We start from the raw sequence: 23,159 nt of genomic DNA, 5'->3' as shown, positions 1-23,159 counted from the left end.
CGATGGCACAACTTTATTTCTACTACTCTGCAATGAATGCAGGTAAGTCGACCGCTCTGTTGCAATCTTCGTACAATTACCAGGAGCGGGGGATGCGTACCGTCGTTTATACCGCTGAGATTGATGACCGCTTTGGCGCCGGAAAAGTCAGCTCGCGTATCGGTCTCTCCTCGCCGGCCCGATTGTATAATCCACAGACGTCGCTATTTAACGATATTGCCGCAGAGCACAAGCTAAAGCCGATTCACTGCGTGCTGGTGGATGAAAGCCAGTTTCTGACGCGCGAGCAGGTTCATGAGCTGTCTGAAGTTGTCGATACGCTGGATATTCCTGTGCTTTGCTATGGCTTGCGGACAGACTTTCGCGGTGAGCTCTTTACCGGCAGCCAGTATTTACTGGCCTGGTCAGATAAGCTGGTGGAGCTGAAAACCATCTGTTTCTGCGGCCGGAAGGCCAGTATGGTGCTGCGCCTCGATCAGGAGGGGCGTCCTTACAACGAGGGCGAGCAGGTCGTCATCGGCGGCAATGAGCGGTACGTGTCAGTTTGTCGTAAGCATTATAAAGAGGCGCTGAGCGTCGGCTCGTTAACTCAGGTACAAAACCAGCACCGCCCCAGCTAATACGCGCAGAAGCTCGTCCAGGCGCCTTTGGGCGCCTTTTTATTGCCTGCGCTCCGTTGGGCCAGCAGGCGTTAAAGCTTGGCTGTCGGTGGGCAAAAAAAAGCCCCGTCAGATGACGGGGCTTGCAGTACGTTTATGCTTGTCGATTAAGCGGATTTTTTCGCTTTTTTCTCAGCTTTCACCGGAGCTGCTTCGGCTTTCGCGGCTGCTTCACCTTCGACGAACTCGCGACCGTAGTAGGTATCCAGCAGGATCTGTTTCAGCTCGGAGATCAGCGGGTAGCGCGGGTTAGCGCCGGTGCACTGGTCATCGAATGCATCTTCAGACAGCTTATCAACGTGGGCCAGGAAGTCAGCTTCCTGAACGCCAGCTTCGCGGATAGATTTCGGAATACCCAGCTCAGCTTTCACGCTTTCCAGCCATGCCAGCAGCTTCTCGATTTTCGCTGCGGTACGGTCGCCCGGTGCGGAGAGACCCAGGTGATCGGCGATTTCAGCGTAGCGACGACGAGCCTGCGGACGGTCGTACTGGCTGAACGCGGTCTGCTTGGTCGGGTTGTCATTCGCGTTGTAGCGGATAACGTTGCAGATCAGCAGGGCGTTGGCCAGACCGTGCGGAATATGGAACTGGGAACCCAGTTTGTGCGCCATGGAGTGACACACGCCGAGGAAGGCGTTAGCAAACGCGATACCGGCGATGGTGGCGGCACTGTGTACGCGCTCGCGGGCAACCGGGTTCTTGGAACCTTCGTGGTAGGAAGCCGGCAGGTACTCTTTCAGCAGTTTCAGCGCCTGCAGAGCCTGGCCGTCAGAGAACTCAGAAGCCAGCACGGAAACGTAAGCTTCCAGGGCGTGGGTCACGGCATCCAGACCACCGAACGCACACAGCGATTTCGGCATATCCATCACCAGGTTGGCATCGACGATGGCCATATCCGGGGTCAGCGCGTAGTCTGCCAGCGGATATTTCTGACCTGTCGCATCATCGGTCACAACGGCGAACGGCGTAACTTCAGAACCGGTACCGGAGGTGGTAGTGATCGCCACCATCTTGGCTTTAACACCCATTTTCGGGAACTTGTAGATACGTTTACGGATGTCCATAAAGCGCAGCGCCAGTTCTTCGAAGTGGGTTTCCGGATGTTCGTACATGACCCACATGATTTTTGCCGCATCCATCGGGGAACCGCCGCCCAGCGCGATGATCACGTCTGGTTTAAAGGAGTTCGCCAGGTCGGCGCCTTTACGTACGATGGTCAGCGTCGGGTCAGCTTCAACTTCGAAGAAGACTTCAGTTTCAACACCCGCTGCTTTCAGTACGGAGGTGATCTGATCGGCATAGCCGTTGTTGAACAGGAAGCGGTCAGTCACGATCAGCGCGCGTTTGTGACCATCAGTAATCACTTCATCCAGTGCGATAGGCAGGGAGCCACGACGGAAGTAGATAGATTTCGGAAGTTTGTGCCACAACATGTTTTCAGCTCGCTTAGCAACGGTTTTCTTGTTGATCAGGTGTTTCGGACCAACGTTTTCAGAAATGGAGTTACCACCCCAGGAACCACAACCCAGAGTCAGGGAAGGAGCGAGTTTGAAGTTGTACAGGTCACCGATACCACCCTGAGAAGCCGGGGTGTTGATCAGGATACGCGCAGTTTTCATCATCTGGCCGAAGTAAGCCACGCGAGCCGGCTGGTTATCCTGGTCGGTGTACAGGCAAGAGGTATGACCGATACCGCCCATGGCGACCAGTTTTTCAGCTTTGGTCACGGCGTCTTCGAAATCTTTCGCACGGTACATCGCCAGCGTCGGAGACAGTTTTTCGTGAGCAAACGGCTCGCTTTCGTCAACGTCGGTGACTTCGCCAATCAGAATTTTAGTCGTGGCCGGTACGGTGAAGCCTGCCAGTTCAGCGATTTTCGCCGCAGGCTGACCAACGATAGCGGCGTTCAGCGCGCCATTTTTCAGGATAATGTCCTGAACGGCTTTCAGCTCTTTACCCTGCAGCAGGTAGCCGCCGTGGCTGGCGAAACGTTCGCGAACCGCGTCATAAACGGAATCAACCACCACAACGGACTGCTCAGAAGCACAGATAACGCCGTTATCGAAGGTTTTAGACATCAGAACGGAAGCAACGGCGCGTTTGATGTCAGCCGTTTCATCAATCACCACCGGGGTGTTACCGGCACCTACGCCGATAGCAGGTTTACCGGAGCTGTATGCTGCTTTCACCATGCCTGGACCACCGGTCGCAAGGATCAGGTTGATGTCCGGGTGGTGCATCAGGGCGTTAGACAGCTCAACAGACGGCTGATCGATCCAGCCAATCAGGTCTTTCGGCGCGCCGGCAGCGATGGCAGCCTGCAGGACGATGTCAGCCGCTTTGTTGGTGGCTTCTTTAGCACGCGGGTGCGGAGAGAAAATGATGGCGTTACGCGTCTTCAGGCTGATGAGCGATTTGAAGATGGCTGTTGAAGTCGGGTTAGTGGTCGGTACGATACCGCAGATGATGCCGATAGGTTCAGCGATAGTGATGGTACCAAAGGTGTCGTCTTCTGACAGGACGCCACAGGTTTTTTCGTCTTTATAAGCGTTGTAAATGTATTCGGAAGCGAAGTGGTTTTTGATCACTTTGTCTTCAACGATGCCCATGCCGGATTCGGCAACGGCCATTTTGGCGAGAGGGATTCGAGCATCTGCAGCGGCCAGCGCGGCGGCGCGGAAGATTTTGTCGACTTGTTCTTGAGTGAAACTGGCATATTCACGCTGGGCTTTCTTGACACGCTCAACAAGCGCGTTCAGTTCAGCGATATTAGTAACAGCCATAATGCTCTCCTGATAATGTTAAACTTTTTTAGTAAATCAGTCGCTCGATTCGACATTATAGACAGGCTGTAAACAGCTTGCATGTAAATGTTTATGTAGGAAAATCAGGACGCTGTTTTACCGATTTACTAAAAAAGCTTTCTCTTTTTAACTTTCAGGTACTGCTGCCTTCCACTCTGTTGGTGTCATCAAGATTACTCACTTCTGAGTACAAATTACGTGATTTAGATCAAGTATTGGCACTGCTGATACCTTTCAGCTGGCTGCTTTTTGACCGGTTCGATCAAGTGTAATGGGAGGGTTTTGAAATTAAAAAAACGATTAGCATTAAAACTACAAATAGCTAACATTCGATACATATCACCGGGTTATGCATATTTATAATGAATATTGCATGCAAAAAGCGTATGTTTCGCGCAGTTATTTTATGCTGTTAACAGTCAACCGCCAATTTTGATGATGCTGCGGAGCCCATTGTGACTCAATCACTGTTCGATTTTTCTGCATATTTCAAGTTTTTCATCGGCTTATTTGCCCTGGTTAACCCGGTGGGCATTATTCCGGTGTTCATTAGTATGACCAGCTACCAGCCGGCAGCAGTGCGCAATAAGACCAACCTGACCGCCAACCTGTCGGTGGCGATCATCCTCCTGACGTCACTGTTTCTCGGCGATGGCATTCTGCAGATTTTTGGTATCTCCATTGATTCCTTCCGTATCGCCGGCGGCATCCTGGTGGTGACCATCGCGATGTCGATGATCAGCGGTAAGCTCGGCGAAGATAAGCAGAACAAGCAGGAGAAGTCGGAGACGGCGGTTAGGGAGAGCATCGGCGTCGTTCCTCTCGCGCTACCGTTAATGGCCGGACCGGGGGCAATCAGTTCCACTATCGTATGGGGTACGCGGTATCACTCCTGGGTGCATCTCGTCGGTTTTTCACTGGCGATTGCGGTCTTTGCCCTCTGCTGCTGGGGGATTTTCCGCATGGCGCCATGGCTGGTGCGTCTGCTGGGGCAGACAGGGATTAACGTTATCACCCGTATTATGGGCCTGCTGCTGATGGCTCTCGGCATTGAGTTTATTGTGACGGGGATTAAAGCGCTCTTCCCGGGGCTGCTGAGTTAGTTTGTTGCCACGCAGGCGGGGAGGCTCCCTTCACGCCTGCGCGATTATTAGCAAAACCTATCAACCAGCGCGGAACCGGCGGTAGGAATACTATTTTGCGATATCGCTATTAATTTCATGTTTTTCATTAAGATATGAAATATTTCTCTTAACATTCCTCTCACGTCTCCCCCTCCTATGATGTTATTTTCTTCACATCATTCTCTGGCGCTTGCTGTCGGATCATCGAAATGATATTAGTAATTTTAACAAGGCTGCAGATGAATGTGCTAAAAAGTAATCTATTGTTAAATTTTTGTACAAAAAATCATCTCGCGGTCGCTGCGCAGTATGATGACTGATGGAAGTTAAGTAACTATATGATTGTTAAAAACATTTTTCTGTCGGCATATTGTGGCAACCGCTAGTGACGCTGGCAAAGCCGGCAATAAAAGAGAATCCGGTAACATATTTGCAAATTGCATTGGCGGAGGTGTTTACCTTTTGGTACTTTCCGCCGTTATCGTCTGCTGAATTATGCGTGTAAATGAGAATCATTTTTAATCGTCTCATTGCGCCTGAACTGCCCTCCAGCGAGGGGGAACGAATCGACGTTAAGACTGCCGTTCGAGCGGTCGTAATAAATAAGTCGGTGATAGCAATCTGCCAATCGCAAACACTCCTGCGTTGGACAGATCCCGAAAACGGGGAAAAAAACAGGCTGGTTAAAAAACCAGTAATTATAATGACTGGAGTTACAACACAATGACCATCATCACTAAAAAACGTTTGATCGCCGCAGGAGTGCTATCCGCGCTCATGGCTGGCAATATGGCTATGGCAGCGGATGTCCCAGCCGGTGTGCAGCTTTCGGATAAGCAAACGCTGGTGCGAAATAGCGGCGCCGAGCCGCAATCGCTGGACCCGAATAAAATTGAAGGGGTGCCCGAGGCGAATATTAGCCGCGACCTGTTCGAAGGCTTGCTGAATACCTCGCCGAAAGATGGCCACCCGATCCCTGGTGTGGCAGAGAGCTGGGATAATAAAGATTTCAAAGTCTGGACCTTCCATCTCCGTAAAGATGCGAAATGGTCTAACGGCGAGCCGGTTACCGCCCAGGATTTCGTTTATAGCTGGCAGCGTCTGGTAGACCCGAAAACAGCGTCTCCTTATGCCAGCTACCCGCAGTATGGTCATATCCTCAACGTTGATGAAATCATTGACGGCAAGAAAGCCCCAGGCGAGCTGGGCGTAAAAGCCATTGACGACCATACGCTGGAAGTCACCCTCAGCGAGCCGGTACCCTATTTTTACAAACTGCTGGTTAACCCGGCGATGTCTCCTGTCTATAAACCAGCGATTGAAAAGTTTGGCGAGAAGTGGACGCAGCCTGGCAATATCGTCACCAACGGCGCCTACACCCTGAAAGACTGGGTGGTCAACGAACGTATCGTGATGGAGCGCAACCCGCATTACTGGGATAATGCCAAAACCGTTATCAACACCGTCACCTGGCTGCCGACCTCTTCTGAAGTGACCTATGTTAACCGTTATCGCAGCGGTGAACTGGATATGACCTATAACCAGCTGCCGATCGAGCTCTTCCAGAAACTGAAAAAAGAGATCCCGAACGAGCTGCACGTTGACCCGTATCTGTGTACTTATTACTACGAAATTAACAACCAGAAAGCGCCGTTCACCGACGTGCGCGTGCGTACCGCGCTGAAGCTGGGTCTGGATCGCGATATCATTGCCAATAAGGTGAAAGGACAGGGCGATCTGCCGGCCTACGGCTACACCCCGCCGTATACCGATGGCGCGAAGCTGACCGAGCCGGAATGGTTTACCTGGTCGCAGGAAAAACGGAATGAAGAAGCGAAAAAACTGCTGGCCGAAGCCGGCTATAGCGCCGATAAACCGTTGACTTTCAACCTGCTGTATAACACCTCTGATTTGCACAAGAAGCTGGCGATTGCCGCCGCCTCGCTGTGGCGTAAAAACCTGGGCATTGACGTGAAGCTGGTCAACCAGGAGTGGAAAACGTTCCTCGATACCCGTCATCAGGGCACCTATGACGTGGCGCGTGCGGGCTGGTGCGCTGACTATAACGAGCCAACCTCTTTCCTGAACACCATGCTTTCTGACAGCTCAATGAACACTGCGCACTATAAGAGCCCGGCGTTCGACAAAATTATGGCTGAATCCGTAAAAGCATCCGATGAAGCGCAGCGCACGGCGGCCTATGCGAAAGCGGAGCAGCAGCTGGATAAAGACAGCGCGATCGTACCGGTCTATTACTATGTTAACGCCCGCCTGGTGAAACCGTGGGTCGGTGGCTACACCGGTAAAGACCCGATGGATAACGTCTATACAAAAGACCTTTACGTTATCAAACATTAATGGCAATACGTGGAGCGGGCCAGTGCTCGCTCCATCGTGTCTTATTTGAGAGCAGTGCAAAGGCACACGCCAGAAGGTACGGGCAATGTTAAAATTTATCTTACGTCGCTGTCTGGAAGCGATTCCGACGCTATTTATTCTTATCACCATCTCATTCTTCATGATGCGTTTGGCTCCGGGAAGTCCTTTTACCGGGGAACGCACGCTACCGCCGGAAGTCATGGCGAATATTGAAGCAAAATACCATTTAAACGACCCCATCATGACGCAGTACTTCAATTACCTGAAGCAGCTGGCGCATGGCGATTTTGGTCCCTCCTTTAAATACAAAGATTATTCGGTCAACGATCTGGTGGCGGCCAGCTTCCCGGTTTCCGCGAAACTGGGCTTCGCCGCCTTTTTGCTGGCGGTAGTGATCGGTGTCGCTGCGGGCGTTATTGCCGCTTTGAAGCAGAATACCCGCTGGGACTATGCGGTGATGGGGGTAGCCATGACCGGCGTGGTTATTCCGAGCTTTGTGGTGGCGCCTCTGCTGGTGATGATCTTTGCCATTACCCTACACTGGTTGCCGGGCGGAGGCTGGAACGGCGGGGCGCTGAAATTTATGATCCTGCCGATGGTGGCGCTTTCCCTGGCCTATATCGCCAGTATCGCGCGTATTACCCGCGGCTCAATGATTGAAGTGCTGCACTCTAACTTTATCCGCACCGCGCGGGCGAAGGGGCTGCCGATGCGCCGCATTATTTTGCGCCATGCGCTGAAGCCGGCGCTGCTGCCGGTGCTCTCCTATATGGGGCCGGCTTTCGTGGGCATCATTACGGGCTCAATGGTCATTGAAACCATTTACGGCCTGCCGGGGATTGGTCAGCTGTTCGTTAACGGAGCGCTTAACCGCGACTACTCGCTGGTGCTCAGCCTGACGATCCTGGTTGGCGCCCTGACTATCCTGTTCAACGCCATCGTTGACGTGCTGTACGCCGTTATCGATCCGAAGATTCGCTACTGAAGCCGGAGTTCGCCATGATGTTAAGTAAGAAAAATAGCGAGGCGCTGGAAAACTTCAGTGAGAAGCTGGAAGTGGAGGGGCGTAGCCTCTGGCAGGATGCGCGTCGCCGCTTTATGCATAACCGCGCCGCGGTCACCAGCCTGATTATGCTGGTGCTTATTGCGCTGTTCGTGACCTTCGCGCCGATGGTGTCGTCATTCTCCTATTTCGACACAGACTGGGGCATGATGTCTAACGCCCCGGACATGGCCTCTGGCCACTACTTCGGGACCGACTCCTCCGGTCGCGATCTGCTGGTGCGCGTGGCGATCGGCGGGCGTATTTCGCTGATGGTCGGGGTGGCGGCGGCGCTGGTGGCGGTGATCCTCGGCACGCTGTACGGTTCGCTTTCCGGTTATCTCGGCGGCAAAGTGGATTCGGTGATGATGCGTCTGCTGGAGATCCTCAACTCCTTCCCGTTTATGTTCTTCGTTATCCTGCTGGTGACCTTTTTTGGCCAGAATATCTTGTTGATTTTTGTCGCTATCGGCATGGTCTCCTGGCTGGATATGGCGCGTATCGTACGTGGACAGACCTTGAGCCTGAAGCGCAAAGAGTTTATTGAGGCGGCGCAGGTTGGCGGGGTCTCCACAGCGAGCATCGTGCTGCGCCATATCGTTCCTAATGTGCTGGGCGTGGTGGTGGTGTACGCCTCGCTGCTGGTCCCCAGCATGATCCTTTTTGAATCCTTCCTCAGCTTCCTGGGGTTGGGGACGCAGGAGCCGCTCAGCAGCTGGGGGGCATTGCTCAGCGATGGCGCCAACTCAATGGAAGTCTCGCCCTGGCTGCTGCTGTTCCCGGCGGGTTTCCTGGTGGTGACCCTGTTCTGTTTCAACTTTATCGGCGATGGTCTGCGTGATGCCCTCGACCCGAAAGACCGCTAAGGAGCGCTGCCATGACCATGATTGAAACGGCAAAAGCGCCGCAAGCGCAGAGCCACAGCGGCCTGCTGTTGGACGTGAAAGATCTTCGCGTCACCTTTAAAACGCCGGATGGCGATGTCACCGCCGTCAATGATCTGAACTTCACCCTGCAGGCGGGGGAGACGCTCGGTATTGTCGGGGAGTCCGGCTCCGGTAAATCGCAGACCGCCTTCGCCCTGATGGGACTGCTGGCGGCCAACGGTCGAATCGGGGGTTCCGCCACCTTTAACGGCCGGCAAATCCTCAATTTGCCCGAGCGTGAGCTGAACAAACTGCGCGCCGAGCAAATCTCGATGATTTTCCAGGATCCGATGACCTCTCTGAACCCGTATATGCGGGTGGGCGAGCAGTTAATGGAAGTCCTGATGCTGCATAAAGGGCTGAGCAAAGCCGAAGCGTTTGAAGAGTCGGTAAAGATGCTCGACGCGGTAAAAATGCCGGAAGCGCGCAAGCGCATGAAGATGTTCCCACACGAGTTCTCCGGCGGGATGCGTCAGCGCGTGATGATTGCCATGGCGCTGCTCTGCCGGCCCCGGCTGCTGATTGCCGATGAGCCGACCACCGCCCTGGACGTCACTGTGCAGGCGCAGATCATGACGTTACTGAATGAGCTGAAACGCGAATTTAATACGGCCATCATTATGATCACCCATGACCTCGGAGTGGTGGCGGGGATCTGCGATAAAGTGCTGGTGATGTATGCGGGCCGCACCATGGAGTACGGTCAGGCGCGCGATGTCTTCTATCAGCCGTCTCACCCTTACTCTATTGGGCTGTTGAATGCGGTTCCTCGTCTGGATGCCGAAGGCGATGCGTTGTTGACCATTCCGGGCAACCCGCCAAACCTGCTGCGTTTGCCGAAGGGCTGCCCATTCCAGCCGCGCTGTCCGCACGCAATGGAACAGTGCAGCAGCGCGCCGCCGCTGGAGTCGTTCGCGCCAGGCCGCCTGCGCGCCTGCTTTAAACCGGTGGGGGAGCTGCTATGAACGCCGTAACTGAACAACGAAAAGTCCTGCTCGAAATTGCCGACCTGAAGGTGCATTTCGATATTAAAGATGGCAAACAGTGGTTCTGGCAGCCGTCGAAAACGCTGAAAGCCGTAGATGGCGTGACGCTGCGTCTCTATGAAGGTGAGACCCTCGGCGTGGTGGGGGAGTCCGGCTGCGGTAAATCGACTTTCGCCCGTGCCATCATTGGTCTGGTGAAGGCTACCGATGGCAAAGTGGCCTGGCTGGGTAAAGATCTGCTGGGCATGAAGCAGGAAGAGTGGCGCGACGTGCGCAGCGATATCCAGATGATCTTCCAGGATCCGCTGGCCTCGCTGAACCCGCGTATGACCATCGGAGAAATCATCGCTGAGCCGTTGCGTACCTATCATCCGAAGATGCCGCGTCAGGAAGTGCGCGATCGCGTGAAGGCGATGATGATGAAAGTCGGGCTGCTGCCTAACCTGATCAACCGCTATCCGCACGAGTTCTCTGGCGGTCAGTGTCAGCGCATCGGCATTGCGCGGGCGCTGATCCTCGAGCCGAAGCTGATTATCTGCGATGAGCCGGTGTCCGCGCTTGACGTGTCCATCCAGGCTCAGGTGGTCAACTTGCTGCAGCAGCTGCAGCGTGAAATGGGACTGTCGCTGATATTTATCGCCCACGATCTGGCGGTGGTTAAGCACATCTCCGATCGCGTACTGGTGATGTATCTGGGCCATGCGGTGGAGCTGGGAACCTACGATGAGGTGTACCATAATCCGCTACATCCCTATACCAAAGCGCTGATGTCGGCGGTGCCGATCCCCGATCCGGACCTCGAAAAAACGAAAACCATCCAGCTGCTGGAGGGCGAATTACCCTCGCCGATTAATCCGCCGTCGGGCTGTGTCTTCCGCACCCGCTGTCCGCTCGCCGGACCGGAGTGCGCCAAAACCCGCCCGGTGCTGGAGGGCAGTTTCCGCCATGCGGTTTCCTGCCTTAAGGTAGACCCGTTATAATCTCAGGGGCTGACGCAGGTCAGCCCTTTTTTTTGCGAGGTTAACGAAGTGGGTATGCTTTCTGCCGCTCGCCTGCGGCTTTATCATTTACTTTTCGATCAAAACCGACGTTCCGGCCGCCGCTTCGAAGGGCTGTGCGGACTTTTCGCCTTGCTCAGCGTGGTGGTGATATTTGTCGAATCGGGGCTGGGCACGCAATATCATCTGACATTAGATGAATGGCATGTATTCGTCTGGCTGGAGCTGATGGTGACCGCGGTCTTTACCCTGGAGTATCTGCTGCGTATTGCGACATGGCCCAATCCGCTCCACTACATTTTCAGCTTCTGGGGGTTTATTGACTTAGCGACCATCCTGCCGCTATACGTGATGTGGCTGTGGCCGGAAATTAGCCTCAATTATGTCTTTGCCTGGCGGGCAATGCGGGCGATCCGCGCGTTGCGTATTCTCAAACTGTTGCGCTTTATGCCTTCGCTCAATGTGTTCTGGCGGGCGATTGTCAGCGCGCGCCATCAGCTGATCCTGTTCTATTCGTTTATCGCCATTGTGATGGTGATTTTCGGCTCGTTAATGTACCTGATAGAAGGGCCAGAGTATGGTTTTACCACGCTCAACGCTTCGGTCTATTGGGCCATTGTGACCATCACCACCGTCGGCTACGGGGATATTACGCCGCACACGCCGCTGGGCCGCATCCTGGCCTCCATTCTCATCCTGATCGGCTACTCCATTATTGCCATTCCGACCGGGCTTATCACCACCCATATGACCAGCGCCCTGAACCGGCGGCGCCAGCAGCGGGTATGCCCGCAGTGCCAGCAGGGCGACCATGACGATAACGCCCGGTTTTGCCACGCCTGCGGTCATGTCTTACCGAAGTAAACCCTCGGCATAAAAAAAGCCTGCCGGGTGGAACGCGGCAGGCTTTTCACTGGCGGGTCAGCGTTATTCACGCCACAGAATATGACACAGCTTGTGATCTTTCTCGCGGCACAGCAGCACGCGGGCGAAGATATCATTGATTTCCCCGCCGTCGGTATCCGCCAGGCCAATCACCACTTCGGCGAAGAAATCCGGGTTCAGATCGTAATCCACATGCTCTTCCCAGTCTGCGGATGGGTCGAACAGCTCGGCGCCGCCGCGCTCCTCAAACTGCAGGTTAAACAGAATGATGTCCGCCGGGTCGAGGTTATCGGCCGCCAGTTCGAGGAAGATGTCGTATGCCTGCTCAAGCGTTTCGTCTTCGGTCAGGCGGTTGTTTAAATCCATATCCATGATTGCTACTCATTCGGTATCTGATGGGCACGTTTTACAGCAACGGGCTGAAGAAGTAAAACAGTCGCTCGGCGATCCGCTGCCACAGCGGACGTTTTAACCAGAGACGGGCGTCCAGCAGGCGCGAGCGCGAGATATAGTCATCCTGAACCGCCGCCAGATCGCTGCCGAAGCCGGCGTCATCGATGACCAGCGTGATTTCAAAATTGAGCCACAGGCTGCGCATATCCAGATTCACGGTTCCCACCAGGCTCAGTTCGCCATCGACCAGCACGCTCTTGGTATGCAACAGGCCGCCTTCAAACTGGTAAATCTTCACCCCTGCCGCCAGCAGCTCGGTGAAAAAGGCCCGGCTGGCCCAGCCCACCAGCAGCGAATCGTTCTTGCGCGGTAAAATAATACTCACGTCCACGCCGCGCTGGGCGGCGGTACAGATAGCGTGCAGCAGGTCGTCGCTGGGTACGAAGTAGGGCGTGGTCATGATCAAATGCTCTTTCGCCGCGTAGGCGGCGGTGAGCAGCGCCTGATGGATCAGATCTTCCGGAAAGCCCGGCCCGGAGGCGATCGTGTGGATGGTATGCCCACTGGCCTCTTCAAACGGCATGATATTGACGTCCGGCGGCGGTGGCAGAATACGCTTTCCGGTCTCGATCTCCCAGTCACAGGAGTAGACGATGCCCATCGAGGTCGCCACTGGGCCTTCCATGCGCGCCATCAGGTCAATCCACTGCCCGACCCCCGAGTCCTGCTTAAAGTAGCGGGGATCGACCAGATTCATGCTGCCGGTGTAGGCGATATAGTTATCGATCATTACCATTTTACGATGTTGGCGCAGGTCCATCCGGCGCAGAAACACACGCATCAGATTGACCTTGAGAGCCTCGACCACTTCAATGCCGGCGTTACGCATCATCGCCGCCCATGGGCTACGGAAAAAGGCCACACTGCCCGCGGAGTCGAGCATCAACCGGCAGTGAACCCCGCGACGGGCGGCGGCCATTAGCGATTCGGCGACGCTGTCGGCCATACCGCCTGGCTGCCAGATATAGAAGACCATCTCTATGTTATGGCGAGCCAGTTGAATATCCCGGATCAGGGCCTGCATGACGTCGTCAGATTCGGTCAGCAACTGCAGCTGGTTGCCTTTTACGCCGCCAATGCCCTGGCGCCGTTCGCAAAGCTTGAACAGGGACTCGGCCACCGGGCTGTTATCTTCGGCAAAGATATGTTTGCAGGCTTTGAGGTCGTTTAACCATTTGGCCGTGGAAGGCCACATCGCTCTCGCGCGTTCTGCCCGCCGCTTGCCAAGATGCAGCTCGCCAAAGGAGAGATAGGCGATGATCCCCACCAGCGGCAGGATATAAATGATCAATAACCATGCCATGGCGGACGGCACAGCGCGGCGTTTCATTAGAATTCGTAATGTTACACCGGCGATCAACAGCCAGTACCCCAGAATGACCAGCCAGTTCACCACCGTGTAAAAGGTTGTCATAGATGTAAAATCCTTTTGAATGACGTTATGTGATGAGTTTACGCATCAGTATTTTTCTGGCAAATAAAAACGCAGCGAAAGCGGTGGTCAGTCGCCGGCAGAGGTTTATAATGGGGGCTGTTTTCACTCGTAGAGTCGTTGCAATGAAGCGTAGTAGAACGGAAGTAGGGCGCTGGCGCATGCTGAGACAGGTGAATCGCCGTAAAGCGCGCTGGCTGGAAGCCCAATCACGCCGCAATATGCGGATCCTCGCTATCAGGAAGGGACTGGTGAAACGGCAGCGTCATGCTCTGCTGTTTATCTTCCCCGACTGTTAAACGAGCAGAACAACGGCACCGAACGCGGTGCCGTTGTCGTTTTCCCGCTCTGCGCGGCATTCCCTTTTAACATCGCCAGATCGCCTATTGAAATATCTATGCGATGCCTGTCAGGGTATGAGGGGGATTATCGACAGAACGCCTTTTTCCGCAACAGGCATTCACCGCCGTGTGGAAGTCCGGACAGGGCGTGGGGTCGTCGATCGTTTTTCAATGTCGTGCTCACTATCAGGATACCCACCCTGAATAAAACGCACCGCTTTTGCGGGCGTTAATTTATTTGGCATAGGCTTCCGTGGATAACGTGATAGTCACGTTATCACTCACCGCCGGAACATATTTATCAAGCTTGAAGTCTGAACGTTTTATTACCCCTGTGGCATCAAAACCAATGGCCTGTTTTTTCACCATCGGATGCATATCCTGTTTATTCAAAGTGGCATGCAATACAACCGGTTTGGTGATGCCCTTAATGGTCAGGTTACCTTCAACATCATATTTATTGCCGCCTTTACTTTCCACCCGGGTGCTCTGAAAAGTGGCCTCAGGATACGTGTTGACATCGAAGTACTCTTTGCCTAAAAACTCATCCGTTAACGCTTTGACGTGAGTGTCAATGGTTTTGACTGGCAGCGTGACGTGCACAGAGGATTGCTCCGGGTTGTCTTTGTCAAAAGACAGTTTCCCTGAAACATCAGAGATATACGCTGTAGGATTAGAGAAGCCAAAATGGTTCCAGGCAATAACAACGGAAGTATGCTGCGGATCCAGGCTATATTCTGTCGCTGCGGCTTGTGACACAGGAATATATAAGGCAAGCAGAGAAAGCAATGCGGTTTTTTTCAGGGTATTCACATAAAAATCCTCATAAGCGTCAGGTACATAAATGGTAGCCCAAAAAAATTCGGCACTTATTGAAAACATTTGTTATTCCCGTTCAAATTTTTTAATCAACCAAAAATCACCCTACAATTACTCTGCGTGAAGTTTACCCGGCGAAATTAATCGACTTTAAAAAATGATCATCTGCAACGTAAATCTGGTTGCGTAGTTTTTAGACGTTCATTCCATATTAATATGTGCCTGTGTCAGCGCACTCCGTTTATTTTCAGACACTTTCAAGCCACCGCGTTTCTGAATGCAGTAAGACGGCGATATGGGGTCCCATACCTGCGGAACGGGATATGCATGCTTATTTATTCCAGGCCTTTATATCTGTTGGTCAGCATCTATCTCTCTTTAACGATCTTCTTTCAACTGTATTTTGGATTTACCGGCCGATGTCAGGATGTGCTGGCTTGTAAAGCAAGCGCTAAATCCAATGCAAGACCTCTGTTGCAGACTGATTCAATACATTAGCAATTCAAAATCATGCCCGGCGTCGACGTTTAGTCAGCAATTTCTTTGGCCGCAGAAGGCGAGGTGAGGGTCGATGATGTCGTCGAAGGAGAAGGGATGTGCTCATCTTCCTGGCGTCTCAGGCGGATAACAGCCAACGCTTGCGTGCGGTTAAAAAGGGCGACATTTTAATGTGATGTAGCAAAATGCGCCCTTTCATCTGATGGCCTGGTGCGTTGTTGCCGTTAACCAGAAAAAGAAAAGGGTATTTTCAAAATACCTTCTTATATGGTTTAACAGAGACCTGGCGGTAGACGCCGGCGGCGATATACGGATCGTCATTAGCCCAGGCCTGAGCCGCTTCCAGCGATTCAAACTCAGCGATCACCGTTGAGCCGCTGAATCCGGCTGCGCCCGGTTCGTTGCTGTCAACGGCCGGCATTGGCCCGGCGGTAAGCAGCCGACCTTCGTCATGTAAAAGTTGTAGACGCGCAAGGTGCGCGGGGCGAACCGAGAGCCGCTTTTCCAGAGAATCGGCGATATCTTCAGCGTAGATAACGTAAAGCACGGCAAAGCTCCTTATCATTAAACAGGCGAATTACGTTAAGTTAAACGACGATGGACTGCAATGCAAAGATGCGCCCCGGCGGCGAATGCCCCGCCGACGCGGCTTTTTTCCGCAAATGGTGGCAAAAATTGACTCAGGTTAAGACGGCTTATTGAATATGATTGCTATTTGCATTTAAAATCGGAGCATCATTTTTCAACAGAAACGACTATGAGCGCAATGACCCTTGATTTACCTCGCCGCTTCCCGTGGCCAACGCTGTTATCCGTGGCTATCCACGGTGCCGTTGTGGCGGGGCTGCTTTATACCTCGGTACATCAGGTTATTGAACAGCCTTCCCCGACGCAGCCGATAGAGATCACGATGGTGGCGCCGGCCGATCTTGAGCCGCCCCCGGCGGCGCAACCCGTCGTGCAGCCCGTTGTTGAACCTGAACCGGAGCCGGAGCCTGAGGTGGTCCCGGAGCCGCCGAAAGAGGCGCCGGTGGTGATCCATAAACCAGAACCTAAGCCGAAGCCCAAACCTAAACCGAAGCCCAGGCCGGAGAAAAAGGTTGAGCAGCCGAAGCGGGACGTCAAACCGGCCGCGGAGCCGCGTCCGGCTTCACCGTTTGAAAACAACAATACGACGCCAGCGCGCACCGCGCCGAGCACCTCCACCGCAGCGGCCAAACCCACCGTCACTGCCCCGAGCGGCCCGCGGGCGATCAGCCGCGTTCAGCCGACCTATCCGGCGCGCGCTCAGGCGCTGCGCATTGAAGGAACGGTGCGGGTGAAGTTTGACGTCACGCCTGATGGCCGAATTGATAATCTGCAGATCCTCTCCGCCCAGCCGGCGAATATGTTTGAGCGCGAGGTGAAAAGCGCGATGCGCAGATGGCGTTACGAGCAGGCAAGACCGGGAACCGGCGTGACGATGACCATTAAATTCCGTCTCAACGGCGTCGAGATTAACTGATAATGCAGGGCGGCGGACCGGGGAGGTCCGCCGTAAGCCTTGTCTAACGCGTTTTTTCCATCAAGACATCGTCCAGCGCCTGCTGGACCGTCACCAGGTGCTGACCACCGAACAATATCGCCCGGTTCAGCAGGGTATAAAGCTGGTAGATCGGCTGACGCTCGAGAAAACCAGCCGGCAGCGGTGAGACGGACTGATAGCCGTCATAGATCTGCGGGGGTTGTTCCGGGTGCATCGGCAGCATAGCTAAATCACATTCGCGATCGCCCCAGTAGCAGGCCGGGTCGAAGATGTAGGGGCCATCCGGCCCTAAGGCGCAGTTGCCGGACCACAGGTCCCCGTGTAGCAGCGAAGGTTGCGGCTGATGGTTGGCCAGCCGCTGCTGTACCACATCGACTAAGGTATCGATATCGCCAAAGTGCAACCCTTTCTCCGCCGCCAGCTCCAGCTGCCAGCCGATACGCTGCTCGGCGAAGAACACCGACCAGCGACGTTGCCAGGCGTTGGGCTGCGGCGTGGTGGAAAGATCGTTATCAAAATCCAGACCGAACTGCGGCTGATCGCTCCACTGATGCAGGTGGGCTAACTGCTGGCCAAGCAGGAAAGCGTTATGCGCATCCAGCGGACGGGGAGGGAGGTATTCCATGACCACGAAGCTGTAGTCGCGATCGCTGCCGACGGCAAAGACCTGTGGTACGCGAACAGTTTTGCTTCGCGACAGCAGCTCCAGCTGATCGGCCTCGGCGGTGAAGATAGGCAGGAGTTCCCGTTCGTCGCATTTCACGAAGTAATCTTTGCCGCCGAAACGCAAATGCCAGGCGGAATGGATCTCTCCGCCGGGCAGCTCGGTTTTCAGTTCGATTTCAGCGTCTTCGGTATGCCAATCGCGTAAAAGAGTACTGATTGCTTGCCACATGCTGTCTCTCCCCATGTTTTCCACCATATCATAAGGTTAGCGCATTACTACCGGGTAAACCTGGAACTGACGCACAACTGACGCTTTACGTTGCGCTAAACGCACTTATTGAGCTTTTAACCATTCAGCGAATGTGCTGACGGCGATCTCCGCCGGGCGGCCAAGGGCCGCTTCCGCCAGTCCGGCGCTAAGGGCCTTCACTTCCTCGGCTGCCTGGGCGCTCAGCAGGCCAAAGGTATTGGTGCCCAGCTCATGGGGAGTGCCCTCTTCATCATTGAGCGTCAGTACAAACCCTGCCCGGGTAAAATGGTTGCTGACCTCATTGATCTCCGTTAGCGCCTGTTCGTGGAAGTTCACGCTGACGACCCAGGCGGTAATATCATTGCTCATTTCTACACCCCGTTGTTATGCATGGCCTTTCCAGCATAGACCATCCTGCAAATATCGTGGTTCCCCTCCGCCAGCGCGGAGGGGCAGGGGAGATCAACGCCCGCAGAGATAATCGTAGATTTTTTGCGTATTGGCCTGCGAGCAGAGGCGGGTGCCCTGGTTGATGGTCGCGGCGCTACCGGCGGCGACGCCAAAGCGTACCATGTCTTCGAGGCTGGCGTTCTCCGCCAGACGTAAGGTCATGGCGCCCACCATGCTGTCGCCGGCGCCGACGGTGCTCTGGCTTTTCATTGGCGGCGGCACCACCTGAACACTGCCGCTGGCGTCAACCCCCAACGCCCCCTGCGGACCAAGGGAGACCACCACCCGGCGAACTTTACCGGACTGGATCAACGACTGAGCGGCAAGGCGAACGTCATCGGGCTGGCTCAGATCGCGCTGCACGAGGGCGCTGAGCTCTTTCTGGTTTGGCTTCACTAATTCAATATTGCCGACGTCCAGCGCGGCGGCCAGCGCGTCGCCGGAGCTGTCGATAATGCAGCGCAGGCCCTGCTGTTGCGCATGCTTAACCAGCTGCATCAGATTTTCGACGCTGATTCCTGGCGGCAGACTGCCGCTGATCACCAGCAGAGAGCCGGGGTCGATGGTCAGGACTTTCTCTTCCAGACGGCGGAATTCATCGTCTGTCAGCGCGGCGCCGGGCATCACAAAGCGATACTGTTCGCCGCTGGCGGCTACGTGAACGTGCAGGTTCTGTCGCGTCCAGTCGCGGGTTTCGACGGTCTCGACCGGCACCTGCTCATCGGCCAGCAGGGCGGCAAGGTGCTCGCCGGTGGCGCCGCCAATAGGGAAAATGGCGGTGGCTTTCCCGCCGAGAAAGGTCACGGCGCGGGCGACGTTGATCCCACCGCCGCCGGGTTCAAATACCGGCGCGCTGCAGCGGAGTTTCCCTTCCGGGTAGATCTGCGGGGTTTGGGTGGCGCTATCCAGCGAGGGGGCCAGCGTGAGCGTATAAATTTTGGTCATTCCTTCTCCTCCTTAATACGGCGACTGTACTTTATTTAAGCATGGCACGATGATCCAGGGAGGGAAAGTGCTGTCCCTGAGAGATTTGCAAAGAAGCCTGTATTTTCATTATGAAATAAAGATTGTTTCCGGAGCTGTCTTATTCAAAAAACGAAAGAGTAAGTGATTGCTATGTTATTCGTGCTTTTTTATAATTTGCTACCTTTCTTAGGACCTGCACTCCGCGATCCTCGCGAAAGTTTCCGGGACCCACAGGTCTCTTTTATGTTGTACGGACGCTAAATTCAATGAGCCGGCAAAGTGACGCCTGTTCATCATTTGTACTGTCCTAAAAAATGTATTTTAGAGAGTTATAATGAAGCTTTTAAAGACAGTACCCGCAGCGGTCATGCTGGCGGGGGGGCTTTTTGCGTCTGTTGGCGCAATGGCCGATGATTCTGTATTTACCGTCATGGATGACCCTTCCGCTGCCAAAAAACCGTTCGAAGGAGTGGTCAACGCAGGTTACCTGGCGCAGTCCGGCAACACCAAGAACTCCTCAATGACGGCCGATTCCACCCTGACCTGGTATGGCAATACCACCGCCTGGTCGCTGTGGGGCAACGCCAGCAACACCTCGTCCAACGATGAGCGCTCCTCAGAGAAATATGCTGTCGGTGGCCGTAGCCGCTATAACCTGACCGATATGAACTACGTCTTTGGGCAGGGCAGTTGGCTAACCGACCGCTACAACGGCTATCAGCAGCGCGATGTTCTGACGGCGGGCTATGGTCGTCAAATCCTCAACGGACCAGTGCATAGCCTGCGGTTTGAATTTGGTCCTGGCGTCCGCTATGACGAATACACCGACGGGGATACCGACACTCAGCCGCTGGGTTACGCCTCCGGAACCTGGGCCTGGCAGATGACCGACAACGCCAAATTTACTCAAGGGGTATCGGTGTTTGGCGCCGAGGACACCACGGTCAACTCAGAGAGCGCGTTAAACGTGGCGATTAACGCCCACTTTGCGCTGAAAGTGGCGTACAACGTCACCTGGAACTCGGAGCCGCCTGCGTCTGCGCCGGAGCATACCGATCGCCGGACCTCGCTCTCCCTCGGGTATAAGATGTAATATTTTCAGGCCGGGTTTCCCGGCCTGACCGTTTTAGATTTAGCAATAAGTGACATTATTTTTTCTGGCAATTCGTTTTAGTTTTTATAAAAAGAAACGGGCCTCCATCTTTTCTCCATTATTCTCCGTTTGCTGACAAATATTCATTCTATTTGACACGAAAAGCTAAATATTCGACGGACAAATATGTGATCTGGATCTATACTAAGAGTCACTGACCGAATGGCGACATTGTTCGGTCCGTCTTCCGTAATAAGAGAATAAACATCATGAAAAACAGCCAATTTACCATCGCAGCCCTGGCGCTGTGCGTGCTTTCCTTTGGCGCATCAGCCGCCACGCCAGTTCCGCCGTCGGGTAACCAGGACCATACGCAGGTAGGTATCGCCAAAGCAACCGACGTTGAGGCCGGTTCGAATATTGCCCCCGGTTCCCGTAGCACCGGACAATCCATGAGCGATGCCTTTAATGTGCATACGCTGGTGGCTGGCGAGTGGTCTTAATATCGCAGGCTACTGCTTCACGGGCGGACTATTAAGCCGGGTAGAGTGGTACCGGTTTAACGACCCGCGCTAAACATCACGCAGACAATATCAAGGCGTCTCTTTTAGTTTGTCCGCATAATATCATCCGGCTTCGCTGGTGATTATTATCGCGTCTTCCTGGCGGATATTCTGCTTTTATCCGCGCGGCTCTTGTTTTCTCCACATTCCGCCATCATTTATGCTATTACGGCTTTAATCACGTACCAATGATGTGTAAACTACTCCCCGGTGTTATCAGCAGGCGGCAGCAGGCGGGAACGATCGCTCCGGTCGTGCTCCTCTTTTCGCAGAGTGAAGCGGGAACTGCGCCTTAACCTGATGATAATGATGATTATATAGTTTTGTATGTGCTCTTTCGTGTGGGGCACCACTGCAAATAAGGACATAAAATGCCTGTAATTACGCTTCCTGATGGCAGCCAACGCCATTTTGATCACGCTGTCAGCCCGATGGACGTCGCGCTGGATATCGGCCCGGGTCTGGCGAAAGCCACCATCGCCGGGCGGGTAAACGGTGAACTGGTAGACGCCTGCGACCCGATTGAAACTGATTCCACCCTCTCTATTATCACGGCTAAAGATGAAGAAGGGCTGGAGATCATTCGTCACTCCTGCGCGCACCTGTTAGGTCATGCCATCAAGCAGCTGTGGCCCAACACCAAAATGGCTATCGGTCCGGTTGTTGATAATGGCTTCTACTATGACGTAGACCTCGACCATACCCTGACTCAGGAAGATATCGACGCGCTCGAAAAACGTATGCATGAGCTCGCCGAGAAAAACTACGATGTCATCAAGAAGAAAGTGAGCTGGCACGAAGCGCGTGAAACCTTCGTGAAGCGCGGCGAAAGCTATAAAGTTTCTATTCTTGACGAAAACATTGCCCATGATGACAAGCCTGGCCTGTATCATCATGAAGAATATATCGATATGTGCCGCGGTCCGCACGTGCCGAACATGCGCTTCTGCCATCACTTCAAGCTGATGAAAACCGCCGGTGCCTACTGGCGCGGCGACAGCAACAATAAAATGTTGCAGCGTATCTACGGCACCGCGTGGGCAGATAAAAAAGCGTTGAATGCTTATCTGCAGCGTCTGGAAGAAGCCGCCAAGCGCGACCACCGTAAAATCGGTAAGCAGCTCGACCTGTATCATATGCAGGAAGAGGCGCCTGGGATGGTGTTCTGGCACAACGACGGCTGGACTATCTTCCGTGAACTGGAAACCTTTGTCCGTTCGAAACTGAAAGAGTATCAGTACCAGGAAGTCAAAGGTCCGTTCATGATGGACCGTGTGCTGTGGGAAAAAACCGGCCATTGGGACAACTACAAAGATGCGATGTTCACCACCTCTTCTGAGAACCGTGAATACTGCATTAAGCCGATGAACTGCCCGGGCCACGTGCAGATCTTCAACCAGGGGCTGAAATCCTACCGCGATCTGCCGCTGCGTATGGCGGAGTTTGGTAGCTGCCACCGTAACGAACCATCAGGCGCGCTGCACGGTCTGATGCGCGTTCGCGGCTTTACCCAGGATGATGCGCATATCTTCTGTACTGAAGATCAGGTTCGCGATGAAGTGAACGCCTGTATTCGTATGGTTTATGATATGTACAGCACCTTTGGCTTCGAGAAGATCGTCGTCAAACTGTCGACTCGCCCGGAAAAACGTATCGGCAGCGACGAGACCTGGGATCGCGCGGAAGCGGATCTGGCGGTGGCGCTGGAAGAAAATAATATCCCATTTGAATATCAACTGGGTGAAGGGGCGTTCTACGGCCCGAAAATTGAATTTACCCTGTATGACTGCCTCGATCGTGCATGGCAGTGCGGTACGGTACAGCTGGACTTCTCTCTGCCGCAGCGTTTAAGCGCCTCCTATGTGGGCGAAAACAACGAGCGTCAGGTGCCGGTCATGATCCACCGTGCGATTCTCGGTTCTCTGGAGCGCTTCATTGGCATCCTGACCGAAGAGTTCGCTGGCTTCTTCCCAACCTGGATTGCACCAGTGCAGGTGGTGGTCATGAATATCACCGATTCTCAGGCTGAATACGTTAACGAATTGACGCGTAAACTACAAAATGCGGGCATTCGTGTAAAAGCAGACTTGAGAAATGAGAAGATTGGCTTTAAAATCCGCGAGCACACTTTACGTCGTGTCCCGTATATGTTGGTCTGTGGCGACAAAGAAGTCGAAGCCGGCAAAGTGGCCGTGCGCACCCGTCGCGGGAAAGACCTCGGCAGCATGGACGTAAATGAAGTGATCGAGAAGCTGCAACAAGAGATTCGCAGCCGCAGTCTTCAACAACTGGAGGAATAA

At 54.0% G+C, this 23,159-nt stretch carries 22 protein-coding genes; 14 read left to right on the top strand and 8 right to left on the bottom strand.

Annotation, left to right across the window (positions count from 1 at the left end; all coding sequences use genetic code 11):
• The first annotated feature begins 2 nt into the window (after positions 1–2).
• A complete protein-coding gene (gene tdk / locus ABLV54_RS20855) occupies positions 3–620 on the top strand; it encodes a thymidine kinase (RefSeq protein ID WP_032429180.1) in 618 nt (205 codons plus the stop codon).
• Positions 621–766: 146 nt separating this feature from the next.
• Here the strand turns inward: tdk and adhE are convergent, their stop codons facing one another.
• The gene (adhE, locus tag ABLV54_RS20850; RefSeq protein ID WP_023290125.1) at positions 767–3,442 is read right to left on the bottom strand and encodes a bifunctional acetaldehyde-CoA/alcohol dehydrogenase; all 2,676 of its coding nucleotides are present in this window, start codon (positions 3,440–3,442) and stop codon (positions 767–769) included.
• 77 nt (positions 3,443–3,519) lie between these two features.
• Between adhE and ABLV54_RS20845 the strand changes: the two genes are divergently transcribed.
• The 8 genes from ABLV54_RS20845 (at position 3,520) to ABLV54_RS20810 (ending at position 11,782) form a co-directional block, all read left to right on the top strand.
• Entirely contained in the window at positions 3,520–3,735 is a 216-nt protein-coding gene (locus ABLV54_RS20845) for a hypothetical protein (protein ID WP_032428896.1), read from the top strand.
• Between the two features lie 183 nt (positions 3,736–3,918).
• A complete protein-coding gene (locus ABLV54_RS20840) occupies positions 3,919–4,566 on the top strand; it encodes a YchE family NAAT transporter (RefSeq protein ID WP_002910095.1) in 648 nt (215 codons plus the stop codon).
• Positions 4,567–5,310: 744 nt separating this feature from the next.
• Positions 5,311–6,945: an oligopeptide ABC transporter substrate-binding protein OppA gene (oppA, locus tag ABLV54_RS20835; protein WP_023290124.1), complete on the top strand. Its 1,635-nt coding sequence runs from the start codon at positions 5,311–5,313 to the stop codon at positions 6,943–6,945.
• An 85-nt stretch (positions 6,946–7,030) separates the two neighbouring features.
• On the top strand, positions 7,031–7,951 hold the full coding sequence (gene oppB / locus ABLV54_RS20830) for an oligopeptide ABC transporter permease OppB (protein WP_002910089.1): 921 nt from the start codon (positions 7,031–7,033) through the stop codon (positions 7,949–7,951).
• A 14-nt stretch (positions 7,952–7,965) separates the two neighbouring features.
• On the top strand, positions 7,966–8,874 hold the full coding sequence (gene oppC / locus ABLV54_RS20825; RefSeq protein WP_004145396.1) for an oligopeptide ABC transporter permease OppC: 909 nt from the start codon (positions 7,966–7,968) through the stop codon (positions 8,872–8,874).
• 11 nt (positions 8,875–8,885) lie between these two features.
• Positions 8,886–9,899 carry an ABC transporter ATP-binding protein gene (locus ABLV54_RS20820; protein WP_023290123.1) on the top strand — a complete coding sequence of 338 codons (1,014 nt, stop codon included), beginning with the start codon at positions 8,886–8,888 and terminating at the stop codon, positions 9,897–9,899.
• The gene (gene oppF / locus ABLV54_RS20815) at positions 9,896–10,900 is read left to right on the top strand and encodes a murein tripeptide/oligopeptide ABC transporter ATP-binding protein OppF (protein ID WP_002910083.1); all 1,005 of its coding nucleotides are present in this window, start codon (positions 9,896–9,898) and stop codon (positions 10,898–10,900) included. Before ABLV54_RS20820 ends, oppF begins: the two co-directional genes overlap by 4 nt.
• 54 nt (positions 10,901–10,954) lie before the next feature.
• Positions 10,955–11,782: an ion transporter gene (locus ABLV54_RS20810; RefSeq protein ID WP_050533297.1), complete on the top strand. Its 828-nt coding sequence runs from the start codon at positions 10,955–10,957 to the stop codon at positions 11,780–11,782.
• Positions 11,783–11,845: 63 nt separating this feature from the next.
• On the opposite strand, the gene ABLV54_RS20805 is transcribed toward ABLV54_RS20810, so the two are convergent.
• Complete coding sequence (locus tag ABLV54_RS20805) at positions 11,846–12,175, bottom strand: HI1450 family dsDNA-mimic protein (RefSeq protein WP_002910079.1); 330 nt, start codon at positions 12,173–12,175, stop codon at positions 11,846–11,848.
• Between the two features lie 34 nt (positions 12,176–12,209).
• On the bottom strand, positions 12,210–13,670 hold the full coding sequence (gene cls / locus ABLV54_RS20800) for a cardiolipin synthase (RefSeq protein WP_023290121.1): 1,461 nt from the start codon (positions 13,668–13,670) through the stop codon (positions 12,210–12,212).
• Between the two features lie 143 nt (positions 13,671–13,813).
• On the opposite strand from cls, the gene ABLV54_RS20795 reads away from it, so the two are divergent.
• Positions 13,814–13,987, top strand: coding sequence for a YciY family protein (locus ABLV54_RS20795; RefSeq protein ID WP_023290120.1), 174 nt, complete (start codon positions 13,814–13,816; stop codon positions 13,985–13,987).
• Positions 13,988–14,263: 276 nt separating this feature from the next.
• On the opposite strand, the gene ABLV54_RS20790 is transcribed toward ABLV54_RS20795, so the two are convergent.
• Complete coding sequence (locus ABLV54_RS20790; protein ID WP_348814219.1) at positions 14,264–14,911, bottom strand: YceI family protein; 648 nt, start codon at positions 14,909–14,911, stop codon at positions 14,264–14,266.
• A gap of 685 nt (positions 14,912–15,596) precedes the next feature.
• Positions 15,597–15,893: a YciI family protein gene (locus ABLV54_RS20785; RefSeq protein WP_002910042.1), complete on the bottom strand. Its 297-nt coding sequence runs from the start codon at positions 15,891–15,893 to the stop codon at positions 15,597–15,599.
• Between the two features lie 210 nt (positions 15,894–16,103).
• Between ABLV54_RS20785 and tonB the strand changes: the two genes are divergently transcribed.
• Positions 16,104–16,850: a TonB system transport protein TonB gene (gene tonB, locus ABLV54_RS20780; protein WP_032428890.1), complete on the top strand. Its 747-nt coding sequence runs from the start codon at positions 16,104–16,106 to the stop codon at positions 16,848–16,850.
• 43 nt (positions 16,851–16,893) lie between these two features.
• Here the strand turns inward: tonB and ABLV54_RS20775 are convergent, their stop codons facing one another.
• The 3 genes from ABLV54_RS20775 to pfkB form a co-directional block, all read right to left on the bottom strand.
• Positions 16,894–17,766, bottom strand: coding sequence for a fructosamine kinase family protein (locus ABLV54_RS20775; protein WP_023290117.1), 873 nt, complete (start codon positions 17,764–17,766; stop codon positions 16,894–16,896).
• A 105-nt stretch (positions 17,767–17,871) separates the two neighbouring features.
• Positions 17,872–18,156, bottom strand: a complete 285-nt coding sequence (gene ghoS, locus ABLV54_RS20770; protein WP_023290116.1) for a type V toxin-antitoxin system endoribonuclease antitoxin GhoS — start codon at positions 18,154–18,156, stop codon at positions 17,872–17,874.
• A gap of 93 nt (positions 18,157–18,249) precedes the next feature.
• Positions 18,250–19,182, bottom strand: a complete 933-nt coding sequence (gene pfkB / locus ABLV54_RS20765; protein ID WP_023290115.1) for a 6-phosphofructokinase II — start codon at positions 19,180–19,182, stop codon at positions 18,250–18,252.
• A 355-nt stretch (positions 19,183–19,537) separates the two neighbouring features.
• Here pfkB and ABLV54_RS20760 point away from each other — a divergent pair, with 355 nt between their 5' ends.
• The 3 genes from ABLV54_RS20760 (at position 19,538) to thrS (ending at position 23,159) form a co-directional block, all read left to right on the top strand.
• On the top strand, positions 19,538–20,296 hold the full coding sequence (locus tag ABLV54_RS20760) for a YdiY family protein (protein WP_004203142.1): 759 nt from the start codon (positions 19,538–19,540) through the stop codon (positions 20,294–20,296).
• A gap of 269 nt (positions 20,297–20,565) precedes the next feature.
• Positions 20,566–20,799 carry a hypothetical protein gene (locus ABLV54_RS20755; protein ID WP_023290114.1) on the top strand — a complete coding sequence of 78 codons (234 nt, stop codon included), beginning with the start codon at positions 20,566–20,568 and terminating at the stop codon, positions 20,797–20,799.
• Between the two features lie 431 nt (positions 20,800–21,230).
• A complete protein-coding gene (gene thrS / locus ABLV54_RS20750; RefSeq protein WP_017900777.1) occupies positions 21,231–23,159 on the top strand; it encodes a threonine--tRNA ligase in 1,929 nt (642 codons plus the stop codon).

Origin of the sequence: Klebsiella sp. JB_Kp042, from assembly GCF_040065275.1 — a bacterium.
Classification (GTDB): Bacteria; Pseudomonadota; Gammaproteobacteria; order Enterobacterales; family Enterobacteriaceae; genus Klebsiella; species Klebsiella quasipneumoniae.
This window is presented reverse-complemented; position numbering and strand designations above follow the sequence as displayed.

Coding starts and splice junctions, on each gene's coding strand:
- ABLV54_RS20775 (WP_023290117.1), bottom strand. CDS start 17,766: ATGTGGCAAGCAATCAGTACTCTTTTACGCGATTGGCATACCGAAGAC.
- oppF (WP_002910083.1), top strand. CDS start 9,896: ATGAACGCCGTAACTGAACAACGAAAAGTCCTGCTCGAAATTGCCGAC.
- adhE (WP_023290125.1), bottom strand. CDS start 3,442: ATGGCTGTTACTAATATCGCTGAACTGAACGCGCTTGTTGAGCGTGTC.
- oppB (WP_002910089.1), top strand. CDS start 7,031: ATGTTAAAATTTATCTTACGTCGCTGTCTGGAAGCGATTCCGACGCTA.
- oppA (WP_023290124.1), top strand. CDS start 5,311: ATGACCATCATCACTAAAAAACGTTTGATCGCCGCAGGAGTGCTATCC.
- ABLV54_RS20755 (WP_023290114.1), top strand. CDS start 20,566: ATGAAAAACAGCCAATTTACCATCGCAGCCCTGGCGCTGTGCGTGCTT.
- tdk (WP_032429180.1), top strand. CDS start 3: ATGGCACAACTTTATTTCTACTACTCTGCAATGAATGCAGGTAAGTCG.
- ABLV54_RS20790 (WP_348814219.1), bottom strand. CDS start 14,911: ATGTTTTCAATAAGTGCCGAATTTTTTTGGGCTACCATTTATGTACCT.
- pfkB (WP_023290115.1), bottom strand. CDS start 19,182: ATGACCAAAATTTATACGCTCACGCTGGCCCCCTCGCTGGATAGCGCC.
- ABLV54_RS20810 (WP_050533297.1), top strand. CDS start 10,955: ATGCTTTCTGCCGCTCGCCTGCGGCTTTATCATTTACTTTTCGATCAA.
- cls (WP_023290121.1), bottom strand. CDS start 13,670: ATGACAACCTTTTACACGGTGGTGAACTGGCTGGTCATTCTGGGGTAC.
- ABLV54_RS20795 (WP_023290120.1), top strand. CDS start 13,814: ATGAAGCGTAGTAGAACGGAAGTAGGGCGCTGGCGCATGCTGAGACAG.
- thrS (WP_017900777.1), top strand. CDS start 21,231: ATGCCTGTAATTACGCTTCCTGATGGCAGCCAACGCCATTTTGATCAC.
- oppC (WP_004145396.1), top strand. CDS start 7,966: ATGATGTTAAGTAAGAAAAATAGCGAGGCGCTGGAAAACTTCAGTGAG.
- ABLV54_RS20760 (WP_004203142.1), top strand. CDS start 19,538: ATGAAGCTTTTAAAGACAGTACCCGCAGCGGTCATGCTGGCGGGGGGG.
- ABLV54_RS20805 (WP_002910079.1), bottom strand. CDS start 12,175: ATGGATATGGATTTAAACAACCGCCTGACCGAAGACGAAACGCTTGAG.
- ghoS (WP_023290116.1), bottom strand. CDS start 18,156: ATGAGCAATGATATTACCGCCTGGGTCGTCAGCGTGAACTTCCACGAA.
- tonB (WP_032428890.1), top strand. CDS start 16,104: ATGAGCGCAATGACCCTTGATTTACCTCGCCGCTTCCCGTGGCCAACG.
- ABLV54_RS20820 (WP_023290123.1), top strand. CDS start 8,886: ATGACCATGATTGAAACGGCAAAAGCGCCGCAAGCGCAGAGCCACAGC.